Below are 14,486 nucleotides of genomic sequence, written 5' to 3' on the forward strand. Positions count from 1 at the left end.
CTGCTACTGGTCCCGGTACATCTCCGCGACGAGGAACGCCAGGTCCAGCGACTGGCTGCGGTTCAGCCGGGGGTCGCAGGCCGTCTCGTAGCGGTGGTGAAGGTCGTCGACGAAGATCTCGTCGCCGCCGCCCACGCACTCGGTGACGTCGTCGCCCGTCAGCTCCACATGGATACCGCCGGGGTGCGTGCCCAGCTCCTTGTGGACCTCGAAGAAGCCCTTCACCTCGTCGAGCACGTCGTCGAAGCGGCGGGTCTTGTGACCGGAGGCAGCCTCGAAGGTGTTGCCGTGCATCGGGTCGGTCACCCAGGCGACCGTCGCGCCCGACGCCGTGACCTTCTCGACCAGCTCGGGCAGCTTGTCCCGGACCTTGTCGGCGCCCATGCGGACGATGAAGGTCAGCCGGCCCGGCTCACGGTCGGGGTCGAGGCGCTCGATGTACTGCAGCGCCTCCTCGGCCGTCGTCGTCGGGCCGAGCTTGATGCCGATCGGGTTGCGGACCTGGGAGGCGAACTCGATGTGCGCGCCGTCCAGCTGCCGGGTGCGCTCACCGATCCACACCATGTGCGCCGAGACGTCGTACAGCCGTCCGGTGCGGGAGTCGACGCGGGTCAGCGCCGACTCGTAGTCCAGGAGCAGCGCCTCGTGCGAGGAGTAGAACTCGACCGTCTGGAACTCGGCCGGGTCCGTCCCGCAGGCGCGCATGAAGTTCAGCGCGTTGTCGATCTCGCGGGCCAGCTGCTCGTACCGCTGGCCGGACGGGGACGACTTCACGAAGTCCTGGTTCCAGGCGTGCACCTGGCGCAGGTCGGCGTAACCGCCGGTGGTGAAGGCGCGGACCAGGTTGAGCGTGGAGGCGGACGCGTTGTACATCCGCTTCAGGCGCTCGGGGTCCGGGATCCGGGACGCCTCGTCGAAGTCGAAGCCGTTGACCGAGTCACCGCGGTACGTCGGCAGGGTGACGCCGTCGCGGGTCTCGGTGCCCTTGGAGCGCGGCTTGGAGTACTGGCCGGCGATCCGGCCGACCTTCACGACCGGCACGGAGGCCGCGTACGTGAGGACGGCGCCCATCTGGAGGAGGGTCTTCAGCTTGGCGCGGATGTGCTCCGCACCGACGGCGTCGAAGGACTCGGCGCAGTCGCCGCCCTGGAGCAGGAACGCCTCTCCCTTGGCGACGGCCGCCATCCGGGCGCGCAGCTGGTCGCACTCCCCCGCGAAAACAAGCGGGGGATACGACTCCAGCTCCGCAACGACTGCGCGCAGAGCCTCGGTGTCGGGGTACTCGGGCTGCTGCGCCGCGGGCAGGTCTCGCCAGGTGTTGCCAGCGCTCGCGCTGGTCTTAGCGTTCACGGTCACGGCCCCAACATTACGGGGTCGTGTCGGGCGTCCATCCGCCTGCTCATCAAGTGAGACGGGGTTCGCTCGTTCGGGTCCGGTGGGCGGAATGGCCGGTCCGTGCGCCGGTTCGCATCTCGTGTGTCACCCGTGGTGTATGGTCCGTCGCATGTTCGCGCACTCGACCCAGATCCAGAACTGGTGGTGGACCGCTCACCCGGCGGCCCACTGACTGCGCACGAACGCAAGTCTTCGCGAAGGCCGCCCGAGGGGCGGCCTTCGGTGTTTCCGCGGACTTCCGCACCGGGCCGTTCCTCTCACTCGACTGACGATGGATGAGGAACGAGGAACCATGCGACTCGACCGGCTCCTGCACGACACCCGCCCGTTCGCCCTGCTCCGCCGTCGCACACCCGGCCACGATCACGACGTCGTCGAACTGCTGCTCGGCCCGGTGACCACGTACGACCGGCTCGCCGACATCCCCGACGAGGGCCTCGCCCTCATCCCCTTCCGCCAGATCCGCGAGCGCGGCTTCGACGTCCGCGACGACGGCACCCCGCTCGCGGTGCTCACGCCCGAGGAGACGTACGAACTCCCGCTGGAGGAGGCGCTGGACCAGCTTCCCGCGCATGACGTGCGGGTCGAGGGTGGTGGCTTCGATGTCGACGACGAGGAGTACGCGGACATCGTGGGGCGGGTGCTGCGGGAGGAGATCGGGCGCGGCGAGGGCGCGAACTTCGTCATCCGGCGGACGTACGAGGGTGAGATCCCGGGGTTCGGGCGCGCCGACGCTCTCGCGCTGTTCCGGCGGCTGCTGGTCGGGGAGCGGGGCGCGTACTGGACGTTCGTCGTGCACACCGGGGAGCGGACGCTCGTCGGGGCCAGCCCCGAGGTACACGTGCGGATGTCCGGCGGGACGGTGGTCATGAACCCGATCAGCGGAACGTACCGCTATCCGGCCGAGGGGCCCACCCCCGAGCATCTGCTCTCCTTCCTCGCCGACGGCAAGGAGATCGAGGAGCTGTCGATGGTCGTCGACGAGGAGCTCAAGATGATGTGCACCGTCGGTGACATGGGCGGGGTGGTGGTCGGGCCCCGGCTGAAGGAGATGGCCCATCTCGCGCACACGGAGTACGAGTTGCGGGGGCGGTCCTCGCTGGATGTGCGGGAGGTGCTGAAGGAGACCATGTTCGCGGCGACCGTCACCGGCTCGCCCGTCCAGAACGCCTGCCGGGTCATCGAGCGGTATGAGCCCCTCGGGCGGGACGGTGTTGGACGCGGCTACTACGCGGGGGCGTTGGCGCTGGTCGGGCGGGATGTGGGCGGGGCCCAGACCCTCGACTCGCCGATCCTCATCCGGACCGCCGACATCGCGCCGGACGGACGGCTGCGGGTGCCGGTCGGCGCCACGCTCGTCCGTGGCTCGGACCCGGCGGGCGAGGTCGCCGAGACCCACGCCAAGGCGGCCGGGGTACTGGCGGCGCTGGGGGTCGTACCGGGGCGGGCCCGGGAGACGGGCGTACGTCCGATGCTCGCGGACGATCCACGGGTGCGGGCGGCGCTGGACGGGCGGCGGGCGTCGCTGGCGCCGTTCTGGCTGCGGATGCAGGAGCGGACCGAGGAACTCACCGGGCACGCACTGGTCGTCGACGCGGAGGACACCTTCACGGCGATGCTCGCGCACGTCCTGCGCTCGTCGGGCCTCGATGTGACCGTGCGGCGGTACGACGAACCAGGGCTGCGGGAGGCCGTCGTACGGCACGAGGGGCCGTTGGTGCTCGGGCCCGGCCCCGGTGATCCGGGCGATCCGGCCGATCCGAAGATGCGGATTCTGCGCGAACTGACCGCCGAGGTGCTCCGCGATCATCGGCACGGGGTCCTCGGTGTCTGTCTCGGGCACGAGCTGATCGCGATGGAGCTGGGGCTGGAGATCGTACGAAAGGAAGTGCCCTACCAGGGCGCGCAGACGGAGATCGATCTGTTCGGGCGGACGGAGACCGTCGGCTTCTACAACAGCTTCGTGGCGCACTGCGACGACGAGGCGGCGGCGGAGCTGGCGGCGCATGGGGTTGAGGTCAGCCGGAGTGAGGGTGGGGAGGTGCATGCGGTACGGGGTCCCGGGTTCGCGGGCGTTCAGTTCCATCCGGAGTCGGTGCTGACGCTGAACGGGGTCAGTGTCGTACGGGAGTTGGTGGCGAGGGTTCAGTCCCTGCGTGCGCGGTAGTTCTCGACTGCGGCGCCGTCGTGGCTTGTCGCGCAGTTCCCCGCGCCCCTGAAAAGCAGGGGCTGCGCGACCAGCCCCCACCAACCGTCAGCCGAAGAACACACCCACCTCCTCGTACAGCTTCATGTCGACCGTCTTCAGCTTCGCCGTCGCCTCCGCGATCGGAACGCGGACGATGTCCGTGCCGCGCAAAGCGACCATCTTGCCGAAGTCGCCGTCGCGGACCGCGTCGATGGCGTGCAGGCCGAAGCGGGTGGCGAGCCAGCGGTCGAAGGCGCTGGGGGTGCCGCCGCGCTGGACGTGGCCCAGCACCGTGGTGCGGGCCTCCTTGCCCGTCCGTTTCTCGATCTCCTTGGCCAGCCATTCGCCGACGCCGGAGAGGCGGACGTGCCCGAAAGGGTCGAGGGACTGGTCCTTGAGGACCATGTCGCCGTCCTTCGGCATCGCCCCCTCGGAGACGACCACGATCGGGGCGTACGAGGCCCTGAACCGTGAGGTCACCCAGGCGCAGACCTGGTCGACGTCGAAGCGGTGTTCGGGGATGAGGATGACGTTGGCGCCGCCCGCGAGCCCGGAGTGGATCGCTATCCAGCCCGCGTGGCGGCCCATCACCTCGCAGACGAGGACGCGCATGTGCGACTCGGCGGTGGTGTGCAGCCGGTCGATCGCCTCCGTCGCGATGCCGACCGCGGTGTCGAAGCCGAAGGTGTAGTCGGTGGCGGACAGGTCGTTGTCGATGGTCTTCGGTACGGCGACGACGGGCACCCCGTGTTCGTCGGTGAGGCGGGCCGCGACTCCGAGGGTGTCCTCGCCGCCGATCGCGATGAGCGCGTCGACGCCCTGCTCGGCGAGGTTCTCCCGGATGCGGGCGATGCCGTTCTCCTGCTTCAGCGGATTGGTGCGGGAGGAGCCGAGGATGGTGCCGCCGCGCGGGAGGATGCCGCGTACGGCCGGGATGTCGAGGCGCATGCTGACGCCCTCCAGTGGACCTCGCCAGCCGTCCCGGAAGCCGACGAAGTCGTAGTCGTACTCCTGTACGCCCTTGCGGACGACGGCCCGGATGACGGCGTTGAGCCCGGGGCAGTCGCCGCCTCCGGTCAGTACTCCGACGCGCATGGAAATATCCCTTCGCCGCGGATGTCCGACGAAGGATCAGTGTGACGTGCGTCTCACGCCACGTCGAGGCTCCTCACGCGACGTACGGGCTCCTCGCTCGTCGTCGCGTCACTCGTGGTCGCGTCACTCGTCGTCGAGGCCGCGCTGTATCGCGTAGCGCACCAGTTCCACCCGGTTGTGCAGTTGGAGCTTGCCGAGGGTGTTCTGGACGTGGTTCTGGACCGTGCGGTGGGAGATGACCAGGCGTTCGGCGATCTGCTTGTAGCTGAGGCCCTTGGCCACCAGCCGCAGCACCTCCGTCTCGCGGTCGGTGAGTTGCGGGGCCTTGGGTTCGTCGGCGCCCGCGGCCGGAGCCGGTTCGGAGGCCAGTCGGCGGTACTCGCCGAGGACCAGACCGGCCAGCCCCGGGGTGAAGACCGGGTCGCCGACCGCCGTACGGCGCACCGCGTCGATCAGTTCCTCGGTCGAGGCCGACTTCAGCAGATAGCCGGTGGCGCCCGACTTCACCGCCTCCAGTACGTCGGCGTGCTCGCCGCTCGCCGAGAGGACCAGGACGCGCAGGGCGGGGTTGGCGCCGACCAGCTCCTTGCAGACCTGGACGCCGGGTTTGGCGGGCAGGTTCAGGTCGAGCACGAGGACGTCGGGCACGACGGCCCGGGCCCGGCGTACGGCCTGCTCGCCGTCGCCCGCCGTGGCGACCACGTCGAACCCGGACTCGGCGAGGTCGCGGGCGACCGCGTCCCGCCACATGGGGTGGTCGTCCACCACCATCACGCGGAGCCGCCCCTGTGTCTCTTCCCCGCTCACGTTCCCGCTCTCGTTGCCCGTGTCCGTCATCGCTTCTCCGCCTTCCCCCGTGCCGGCCTGCTGTCCTTCGGTACCGTCAGTTCGACCTCCGTGCCCTGACCCGGCACCGAGATCAGCTCGGCGCCGCCGCCGAGGTCGCGCAGCCGGCCGCGGATCGACTGGGCCACGCCGAGCCGCCCCTCGCCCTCGGCCTGCGCGAGCCGCCCCTCCGGGATGCCGGGCCCGTCGTCGCGCACGGTCACGACGACCGAGTCCGGCTCGTCCTCGACCAGGATCCAGGCCCGGGCACCCTCCCCGGCATGCTTGCGTACGTTGTCCAGCGCGGCGCCGACCGCGGCGGCCAGCTCCTTGGCGGCGGCCCGGGCGAGCGGCACGGGAGCACCGGGCTCGGAGAGAGTGATCGTCGAGGTGGCGTACTGGACGAGCAGGGTGCGCAGATCGACCGGGTCCGGCGAGTCCGGGTCGGAATCCGGCTCCCCCGCCAGGTGTACGAGGGTGCCTGGCGCCCCAAGTCCCGTGTGGTCCGGCGTCCTTGGCCCCGACACGAGGCCGCCGGAGACCAGGGCGCGCAGCGCGACCTCCTGCTCGCCGGCCATCCGGCCCAGTTCCCCCGCCTCGCCGCCGAGCACGGCGCCGCGCCGCTGCACCATCGCCAGTACCTGGAGGACGCTGTCGTGGATGTCCCGGGCGAGCCGCTCCCGTTCGCGGGTGGCGGCCTCGATCTCCAGGGCGCGGGCGAGGGTGCGCTCGGAGGCGCGGGCGACCTCGACGACGTACCCGATGGCGATGGAGGCGACCCACACCAGGACCACGTTGTGGACGGTGTCCCGGGCGGGGCTGCCTCGCTCGACCAGGTTCGTGACGGCGACCAGCGTCGAGGCGAAGGCCGCCCAGCGCCAGCCGCCCTTGATGGCGAAGGCCAGCACGGAACCGGCCGTCCATATCGACGGCATCGTCGGACCGCCCGAGGCGACGCGCTCGTGTGCGTCGGCGACGGGCGTGAGGAGGATGCCGGTGAGCGCGACGGTGAGGTCGGCGGTGAGGAAGCGCTTGGTGCAGCTGGCCGCGTTGGCCACCTTGGGGAGGGTCGCGAGGGTCCAGACGAACAGCACGGAGAAGTAGGCGACGGCCACCCAGGGCCGGGCGAACCCCTCGTAGGAGTTGGCGAAGAGCCCGATCGCGTACAGCATCGTCAGGATGCGGTACCCGGTGAGCGCACGCCACAGCGGCTGCTCGACCGACATCCGCATGACGCGCGGACTCGCGGTTTTCTGACGTACGGCCATCTTCCCCACCCCCCGAACCGGACCGACGCTCCTAGGAGCCGGCCCGTTCCCTCTCCAGGCGTTCTCTCTCCAGACGTTCTCTCTCCAGCGCCTTCTGCGCCCGCTTCTCCGCCTGCTTCTCGGCCTTCGCCGCGTCCGCGATCTGGCGCTTGGCGGCCGACGCGTAGATGTCGACGTACTCCTGGCCGGAGAGCTTCATGATCTCGTACATGACCTCGTCGGTCACGGCGCGCAGCACGAAGCGGTCGTGTTCCATGCCGTGGTACCGGCTGAAGTCGAGCGGCTCACCGATGCGGATGCCCGGGCGCATCAGCTTGGGCATCACCTTGCCCGGCGGCTGGATCTTCTCGGTGTCGATCATCGCGACCGGGATCACCGGCGCCCCGGTGGCGAGCGCCACGCGCGCGAGGCCGCCGGGTTTGCCCCGGTAGAGGCGGCCGTCGGGCGAGCGCGTGCCCTCCGGGTAGATACCGAACAGCTCACCGCGCTCGATGACCTCGACCCCGCTCCTGATCGCGGCCTCGCCGGCGCCGCGTGCCCCGGAGCGGTCCACCGGGAGCTGGCCGACGCCCTTGAAGAAGGCGGCGGTCATCCGGCCCTTGAGGCCGGGCGTCGTGAAGTACTCGGCCTTCGCGATGAAGGTGACCTTGCGGTCGAGGACCGCGGGGAGGAAGAACGAGTCGGAGAAGGACAGGTGATTGCTCGCCAGGATCGCCGGGCCGTCGGCCGGAACGTTCTCCAGGCCTTCCACCCAGGGCCTGAAGGCAAGCTTCAGCGGCACCCCGACGGAAACCTTCATCGCGCCGTACAACAACCGAGTTCCTCCTGTGTCTGTCGATCAGACCTTAACCCGCAGCACCGTCAAAGAACCCGACGGCCCTGGTCGGTGTCAGTGCGGTCGCGTACGGTGAAGTACGCCTCGGAGCCTCGGGGCTTCCTCGTGTGATCACCCGCCCCAGTCACCCTTCCCATGAACAGGAGACCGATGGTGCCGGTCCTTCCTGGAGCCGAGCCGTACCGCCATGAGGGCGGGGAGGTCGGAGTCCTCCTCTGTCACGGTTTCACCGGTTCCCCGCAGTCGCTGCGCCCCTGGGCGGAGTACCTCGCCGAGCGCGGACTGACCGTCTCGCTGCCGCTGCTGCCCGGGCACGGCACGCGCTGGGAGGACATGCAGCTCACCGGCTGGCAGGACTGGTACGCGGAGGTGGACCGCGAGCTGCGCGCCCTGCTGGAGCGCTGCACCCAGGTGTTCGTCTTCGGCCTGTCGATGGGCGGCGCCCTGACCCTGCGGCTCGCCGCGCGTTACGGCGACCGGATCAGCGGCATCGTGGTCGTCAACCCGGCGAACAAGGTGCACGGCCTTGCCGCGTACGCCCTTCCGGTACTGCGTCATGTCGTGCCCTCGGTGCCCGGCATCGTGAGCGACATAAAGAAGGAGGGCGCCGAGGAGGTCGGCTACCCCAGGGTCCCGCTGCACGCGGCGCACTCGATGCGACAGTTCTACCGCCTGGTGGACGGTGAACTGCCGCAGGTCACCCAGCCGGTGCTGCTCCTGCACAGCCCGCAGGACCATGTGGTGCCGCCGGCCGACTCGGCCCGGATCCTGAGCCGCGTTTCGTCGACGGACGTGACGGAGATCCTGCTGGAACAGAGCTACCACGTCGCGACGTTGGACCATGATGCGGAGCGGATCTTCGAGGAGAGCCACGCGTTCGTCCTCCGGCTCGCACCCGCGGCCGGCAAGGAAGCCACGGACTCGGGCGAGGACTCGGGGGACGTACAGGTGCCGCACCAGAGCCGGCAGGGAGACCAAGTGGGGCAGCAGGAAGGGACGGCCACGGGTGGCTGAGCACGACTCCGACCGCGAGCCGGAGGAGAAGGGTGTGCCCTTCGACGAGGCCGCGGCGTGGGCCGCGATTGTGGAGGCGTACGGCGACGAGCCGCCGGACCCGCCCGGCGCCAAGCCGTTCAAGTCGGTCGAGGATCTGGCGCTGCTCGAATCGGACACGAACGACGAGACCGGTGACTCCGGCGACCCCGACCCCAAGGGCAACGCCGACAAGGTGGCCAAGGGCGACGGGCAGCCCCCGAAGCCGCTGGGCAGCTCCGTCGCCTTCGCCCCCGGCGTCGGCGGGGGTGGCCCGCGCGACTACACGGCGCCGGACTCGACGGAGGACGACTTCGACGATGACGACGAGGGCCACTTCGTCCCGCCGGAGCCGCCGCCGCTGCCCGCCGCCGACACGACCGCCCGGTTCGCCTGGCTGGCGGTGCTCGGCGGCCCGTTCCTGCTGCTGCTCGCCGTCCTGCTGGGCTGGGACATGACCTGGTGGCTGACGACGCTGGGCATCGGCGGGTTCCTCGGCGGGTTCGCGACGCTGGTGATGCGGATGAAGGGCGACGAGGACGACGAGGAGGATCCGGGGCGGGGGGCTGTGGTCTGACGACCACCATCGTCCACTTCAGGATGCTGGGACTCTGAGGGCGGCCAGGACCGGTAGATGGTCCGTGGCCGCCCTCAGGTCTGTCTCCGTCACGCCTGGGAGGCCCGTCGGCACCCCGCAGCCCAGTACCTCGATGCCCGGTGTGGCCAGGATCGCGTCGATCCGTTGGTGCGGGTCGGTGGGCGTCGACGTGTACTCCGTGCCCCAGGGGGCCGTGGCCCAGCAGTCCTGGAGGCCGGTGGCCAGGCGCTGGAAGCTGCGGCCTGCGGGGCGTTCGTTGAGGTCGCCGCCCGCGACCGCGTGCGGCACGTCCAGTGCGGCGAGCCGGTCGAGGAGCATGCCCGACTGCTCGTACCGCTCGTCCTTCTGCAGGCTGAGGTGACAGCTCAGTACGCCGAGCCGGGCGCTCCCGAAACGGACGACCGCCGTCGCGAAGCCTCGGCGGTGCCGGCCGGGGGTGAGGGGGAGGAGGACGTCCTCGGTGCGTTCGACTGTCGCGCGCAGGGAGCAGAGGAGGGCGGGGCCGGCGGCGGTGGCGCCGCCGGAGAGGAGTACCTGGCCGGAGGCCGCTGCTAGTCGTGCCAGTTTTTTGCGCCAGCGGAAGAAGCGGGGCGCTTCTTGGATGAGGACGAGGTCGGGGGTGCAGGCGGTGATGACTCGGGTGAGGGCGGTGGTGTCGTCTCGCATCGAGCGGATGTTGTAGGTGAGGACTCGGATGACGGCGGAACCGTCGGGGTTTGTGTGGGGGGTGGGGAGCGGGGGGTTCGTCGCCATGCGGGTCAAGATACGGGCGGGCGTTGGTGGGGTGATCGGGAACTCGCCGTGGGTTGTGCGGTAGTTGGCCGCGTGACGGCCGGTGGGGCTTCTCGCGCAGTTCCCCGCGCCCCTAAAAAAACAAGACCGCTCGCCGTCCCCTGCGAGGGAACGGCGAGCAGCCACAGCCATGGGCCTGTTTACATGATCGGGTCTGGTTCTCTCGCCAGGTCTGCCGCGCCCACCATGCCTGCCTTGTTGCCCAGTTGGGCGGCGATGACGTCGGCGACGGGGCGCCAGTTGCCGCCTACCAGCCAGCGTTTGTAGGACTTGCGGATGGGGTCGAGGACCAGTTCGCCCTCGTCCGAGAGGCCGCCGCCGACGATGAAGGCGGACGGGTCGAAGAGGGAGGCCAGGTCGGCGAGGCCGGCGCCGGCCCAGCGGGCCAGTTCGCGGTAGGAGTCGACCGCGACGGCGTCGCCCTGTCTCGCGGCCATCGAGATGTGCTTGCCCTCGATGCCGTCCGGGGTGCCGTCGCCGAGGGAGAGGAGCACCTCGGCGTTCTCGGGGGTCGCGTTGGCGCGCTGCTTCGCGTACCGGACGAGAGCGCGCCCCGACGCGTACTGCTCCCAGCAGCCCTGGCTGCCGCAGCCGCACTGCAGGCCGTCCGGAACCACCCGGATGTGGCCGAACTCGGCGGCCACGCCGAAGTGGCCGCGGCGCAGCTTGTTGCCGATGATGATGCCGCCGCCGAGGCCGGTGCCCAGGGTGATGCAGATGACGTTGCGGTGGCCCTTGCCCGCCCCGAACCTGTACTCGCCCCACGCCGCCGCGTTCGCGTCGTTCTCGACGACGACCGGCAGACCCACGCGGGCCTCGACCTTGTCCTTCAGCGGTTCCTGGCGCCAGTCGATGTTGGGCGCGAAGTAGACCGTGGAACGCTGGCGGTTCACGTATCCGGCTGCGCCGATGCCGACGCCCACGATCTCGTGCCCGGCGCGCGCGCCCTCGACGGCGGCGGCGATGGCATCCACGATGCCCTCGGGCGTACCCGGGGTCGGCACCTTGTGGGTCGAGAGGATGTTGCCTTCCTCATCGACCACACCGGCCGCGATCTTCGTGCCGCCGATATCGACGCCGATGGTGAGTCCCATGAATCCCTCAGTTTCGGTCGAGCCCCGCTACGGCCAACCGTACCCGAGCCCCTGTCGCCGGGTGCCCGTCGTCCGCACGGTGGGCGGGCCCGGCGGGAGGGCGACGGGGACCCGTCGAGGGGGGTGTCAGTCCAGGTCGATGCGCTCGCCGGAGCCGGTGCCCTCGCCCCGGTCCTCGCCCCGGTCCTTCGCGCCGTCGGTCTCCCGGGACGTCCAGCGGCGTTCCTGGGACACGACGGCCGAGCGGTAGGCGGCGAGCAGTTCGTTGCCGGCGGCGGCCAGATGGTCGAAGACGTCCGGATTGCGTTCGATCACCGGTTCGACGGCGGCCTTGGCCTGCTGGACGACCTGCTGCACCACCTGCTGGGCGGTGCCCTGGGCGACCGCGCCGAGCAGCGGTGACTGCAGGGACGACAGCTTGTCCGAGACGGCGTCGACGAGCTTGCGCAGTTCCTCGGCGGCGGAGCCGGGGGGCGGGCCGTACCGGGCCCGGCGGCGCGCCTTCTCCGCTTCGAGGTCCTCGGCGCATGCCTTCGCCCAGGCGTCGGCGTCGGTGGCGGGCGTCTCGTACGGTGCCTCGTCGGCCGCGTCCCCCTGAGCGACGTCGGGTGTGGGGCGCTCTTCGCTCATGGCGGACTCCTGACTACGGTTCGTCTCTCCGACGGTACCCGAACGGGTGCGGACGGTTCACCGTGTCTGCGGCCACAGATCCGGGTCCGGCGCGAAACGGATCATCAGCTCGCCGTCGCGCAGGGCGGCGCCGGCCACCGTGCAGCGGCGCAGTGCCGAGGGCAGCGGAACGATACGGCGGAACGGGCCGACGGTGAGGACGAGATCGTCGCCGCGCCGGACCAGGTCGAGGTCGTCGCGTATCGCGCCGGGCAGCGGGATGTGCCAGACGAGCACACCGTCGTCGGCGAGACGGTCGGTGACGGGCCACTCGACGGTGGCGGGGGTCCGGTTGACGCCGGGGGCGCGGAGCGCGGCCAGGTCGTCGGTGCCACGCGGGTCGCGCCCGAGGTGCGGGACCTGCTGGAGAGGGAGGGCGTACGTCTCCGGCCAGTCCTCCAGGGCCTTGCGCTGCTGGGCGGTGACGGAGGCGAGCCAGGGGTCGATGGAGGGTTCCGGCAGGACGCGGTTGGCGATCAGCGTGTCCGCGCGCAGGCCGCGCAGGGCGATTCCGGTGGTGGCGGCGCGTACGGCGTCGGTGCCGGCCGGGCCGGGTTCGGCGACCAGTCGTACGACGGTGTCCGGGTCCTCGACGACCGCGGTGACGGCGGCCAGTTCCACGTCCCAGCGGGCGGCGGCGTCGTACAGCCACTCCGCGGGCATCGGGACGCCGGCGAGGCGGCCGAGTACGGGGCGCAGGGCGCGGGCGGCCTGGCGTTCGGCCGGGAGGAGGCGGCGCAGATAGCGGCGGAGTTCGTCGGGGAGCGTGAGGAGGGCGAGTGCCTGCGGGGTGGGCGGGAGGTCGACGACCAGGAGGCCGTACGCCTCGGAGAGCGCGGCGTCGCGCAGGGCGCGCAGGAGGGCGAGTTCCTCGGCGCCGGGGAGGGGGGTGAGTTCCTCGGGGTCGAGCCGGGAGGCACCGAGGAAGTCGAGGACGTTCGCGGCACGTTCCTGGAAGGCGGTGAGGTCGGCGCGGAAGCGGTCGGCTGCGTCGGGGCGCCAGGCGGTGAGGTGGGGGGTGCCTGGTACGGAGACGGGGTTGGGGCCGGTCTGGATGCCGAGGGCGGCGCCGAGGGTGTCGGTGCGGTCGGTGCTGAGGACGAGGGTGGGGGTGCCGTCGCGCGCCGCGGTCAGTGCGGTGGCCGCGGCGAGGGTGGTGCGGCCGGAGCCGCCTGGGCCCGTAAGGAGGATGGTGCGCATGAGGGTGAACGGTATCTCGCCCCCGCCGCCCTTACCCGTCCCATCCCCTGGGGGCTGCGCCCCCAGACCCCCCTATCGGCCTGAACGGCCTCGTCCTCAAACGCCGGACGGGCTGGATGGTGCCGGCCGGGGCTTGATCTTTTAGCCCGTCCGGCGTTTGAGGACGAGGCCGTTCAGGCCGAAAGGGGGGTCTGGGGGCGCAGCCCCCAGAAGGATGGGACGGGTAGGGGCGGCGGGGGCGAGAAAAACGACTACCTACCGCCCAGCTCCACCGCCACCAGCTCCGCAATCTGCACCGCGTTCAGCGCAGCGCCCTTCCTCAGGTTGTCGTTCGAGACGAAGAACGCCAGCCCGTTCTCCGACGTCTCGTCCACGCGGATGCGGCCCACGAAGGACGGGTCCTGGCCCGCCGCCTGGAGCGGGGTCGGGATGTCCGACAACACCACACCCGGCGCCGAGGACAGCAGCTCCGTCGCCCGCTCCACCGACAGCGGACGCGCGAACCGCGCGTTCACCTGGAGGGAGTGGCCCGAGAAGACAGGAACCCGCACACACGTGCCCGACACCTTCAGCCCCGGGATCTCCAGGATCTTCCGGGACTCGTTCCGAAGCTTCTGCTCCTCGTCCGTCTCGAACGAACCGTCGTCCACCACACTGCCCGCCAGCGGCACGACATTGAACGCGATCGGCCGCTTGTACACCTGCGGCTCGGGGAAGTCGACCGCCGAACCGTCGTGCGTCAGCTTCTCCGCGTCGGCGACCACCTTCTGCGCCTGCCCGTGCAGCTCCGCCACACCGGCCACCCCCGACCCGGACACCGCCTGGTAGGTCGCGACGACCAGCGCTTCGAGCCCCGCCTCCGCGTGCAGTGGACGAAGGGCCGGCATCGCGGCCATCGTCGTGCAGTTCGGGTTGGCGATGATGCCCTTGGGGCGGTCGGCGATCGCGTGCGGGTTCACCTCGGAGACGACCAGGGGGACCTCCGGGTCCCGGCGCCACGCCGACGAGTTGTCGATCACGACAGCGCCCTGCGCGGCGACCTTCTCCGCCAGCGCCTTGGAGGTCGCGCCGCCCGCCGAGAACAGCACGATGTCGAGGCCGGTGTAGTCGGCGGTCGCCGCGTCCTCCACCGTCACACCGTCGAGGACCGAGCCTGCCGAGCGGGCGGAGGCGAACAGGCGCAGCTCGGTGACCGGGAACTCGCGCTCGACGAGGATCCTGCGCATGACCGTGCCGACCTGACCGGTGGCTCCGACGATTCCGACCCTCACGGCGACTCCTTCTGTATTGCGTGACCGGGGCATTTCCATCATGCGTCCCCTACAGGGCACCCTGTCCAATTCTTTGCCGGGCACGCCCGAGGAATGGGACGGGACACGAGCGGCGGTGGCTTGCGATCCTCCCGCCACACCCCTCCTGAGCTGGAGAAACCCGCCCGAGGGGGACAGCCGGGCGGAAGCTGTACGGGCCGGGCCGACTGGAACCGGGCGGGACC

14 protein-coding genes are annotated in these 14,486 nt (G+C 70.8%); 4 read left to right on the plus strand and 10 right to left on the minus strand.

Annotated elements, in window-relative coordinates; translation table 11 throughout:
- Nucleotides 1-3: 3 nt before the first annotated feature.
- Nucleotides 4-1,356: a class II 3-deoxy-7-phosphoheptulonate synthase gene (locus ACWDR4_RS18425; protein ID WP_330291667.1), complete on the minus strand. Its 1,353-nt coding sequence runs from the start codon at nt 1,354-1,356 to the stop codon at nt 4-6.
- A 148-nt stretch (nt 1,357-1,504) separates the two neighbouring features.
- Here ACWDR4_RS18425 and ACWDR4_RS18430 point away from each other — a divergent pair, with 148 nt between their 5' ends.
- Together ACWDR4_RS18430 and ACWDR4_RS18435 are read left to right on the plus strand one after the other, a co-directional pair.
- Nucleotides 1,505-1,567 (plus strand): trp operon leader peptide, encoded by a 63-nt coding sequence (locus ACWDR4_RS18430; RefSeq protein ID WP_384770181.1) that lies wholly within the window; start codon nt 1,505-1,507, stop codon nt 1,565-1,567.
- A gap of 120 nt (nt 1,568-1,687) precedes the next feature.
- On the plus strand, nt 1,688-3,562 hold the full coding sequence (locus ACWDR4_RS18435) for an anthranilate synthase family protein (RefSeq protein WP_450409668.1): 1,875 nt from the start codon (nt 1,688-1,690) through the stop codon (nt 3,560-3,562).
- An 87-nt stretch (nt 3,563-3,649) separates the two neighbouring features.
- Here ACWDR4_RS18435 and ACWDR4_RS18440 read toward each other — a convergent pair whose 3' ends face one another.
- The 4 genes from ACWDR4_RS18440 to ACWDR4_RS18455 all read right to left on the minus strand — a co-directional run bounded on the left by ACWDR4_RS18440 (nt 3,650) and on the right by ACWDR4_RS18455 (nt 7,570).
- Nucleotides 3,650-4,678 (minus strand): 6-phosphofructokinase, encoded by a 1,029-nt coding sequence (locus ACWDR4_RS18440; RefSeq protein WP_450409670.1) that lies wholly within the window; start codon nt 4,676-4,678, stop codon nt 3,650-3,652.
- 123 nt (nt 4,679-4,801) lie between these two features.
- A complete protein-coding gene (locus ACWDR4_RS18445; RefSeq protein WP_450409671.1) occupies nt 4,802-5,515 on the minus strand; it encodes a response regulator in 714 nt (237 codons plus the stop codon).
- Nucleotides 5,512-6,771, minus strand: a complete 1,260-nt coding sequence (gene macS, locus ACWDR4_RS18450) for a MacS family sensor histidine kinase (protein WP_450409673.1) — start codon at nt 6,769-6,771, stop codon at nt 5,512-5,514. Before macS ends, ACWDR4_RS18445 begins: the two co-directional genes overlap by 4 nt.
- A gap of 31 nt (nt 6,772-6,802) precedes the next feature.
- Nucleotides 6,803-7,570 (minus strand): lysophospholipid acyltransferase family protein, encoded by a 768-nt coding sequence (locus ACWDR4_RS18455; RefSeq protein ID WP_450409675.1) that lies wholly within the window; start codon nt 7,568-7,570, stop codon nt 6,803-6,805.
- 189 nt (nt 7,571-7,759) lie between these two features.
- On the opposite strand from ACWDR4_RS18455, the gene ACWDR4_RS18460 reads away from it, so the two are divergent.
- Both ACWDR4_RS18460 and ACWDR4_RS18465 read left to right on the plus strand, forming a co-directional pair.
- On the plus strand, nt 7,760-8,620 hold the full coding sequence (locus ACWDR4_RS18460; RefSeq protein ID WP_450409805.1) for an alpha/beta hydrolase: 861 nt from the start codon (nt 7,760-7,762) through the stop codon (nt 8,618-8,620).
- Nucleotides 8,613-9,215, plus strand: a complete 603-nt coding sequence (locus ACWDR4_RS18465) for a hypothetical protein (protein WP_450409677.1) — start codon at nt 8,613-8,615, stop codon at nt 9,213-9,215. The genes ACWDR4_RS18460 and ACWDR4_RS18465 overlap by 8 nt, the downstream gene beginning before the upstream one ends.
- A gap of 18 nt (nt 9,216-9,233) precedes the next feature.
- Here ACWDR4_RS18465 and ACWDR4_RS18470 read toward each other — a convergent pair whose 3' ends face one another.
- The 5 genes from ACWDR4_RS18470 to ACWDR4_RS18490 all read right to left on the minus strand — a co-directional run bounded on the left by ACWDR4_RS18470 (nt 9,234) and on the right by ACWDR4_RS18490 (nt 14,262).
- On the minus strand, nt 9,234-9,989 hold the full coding sequence (locus ACWDR4_RS18470; RefSeq protein ID WP_450409679.1) for an endonuclease/exonuclease/phosphatase family protein: 756 nt from the start codon (nt 9,987-9,989) through the stop codon (nt 9,234-9,236).
- Nucleotides 9,990-10,168: 179 nt separating this feature from the next.
- Nucleotides 10,169-11,122, minus strand: a complete 954-nt coding sequence (locus ACWDR4_RS18475; RefSeq protein ID WP_450409681.1) for an ROK family glucokinase — start codon at nt 11,120-11,122, stop codon at nt 10,169-10,171.
- A 126-nt stretch (nt 11,123-11,248) separates the two neighbouring features.
- Nucleotides 11,249-11,752, minus strand: a complete 504-nt coding sequence (locus tag ACWDR4_RS18480; RefSeq protein WP_450409683.1) for a DUF5304 domain-containing protein — start codon at nt 11,750-11,752, stop codon at nt 11,249-11,251.
- A gap of 57 nt (nt 11,753-11,809) precedes the next feature.
- The gene (locus ACWDR4_RS18485) at nt 11,810-12,991 is read right to left on the minus strand and encodes an ArsA family ATPase (protein ID WP_450409684.1); all 1,182 of its coding nucleotides are present in this window, start codon (nt 12,989-12,991) and stop codon (nt 11,810-11,812) included.
- A 251-nt stretch (nt 12,992-13,242) separates the two neighbouring features.
- Complete coding sequence (locus ACWDR4_RS18490) at nt 13,243-14,262, minus strand: aspartate-semialdehyde dehydrogenase (protein ID WP_450409686.1); 1,020 nt, start codon at nt 14,260-14,262, stop codon at nt 13,243-13,245.
- Nucleotides 14,263-14,486 lie beyond the last annotated feature (224 nt).

This window comes from Streptomyces sp. NPDC000878, assembly GCF_053599695.1.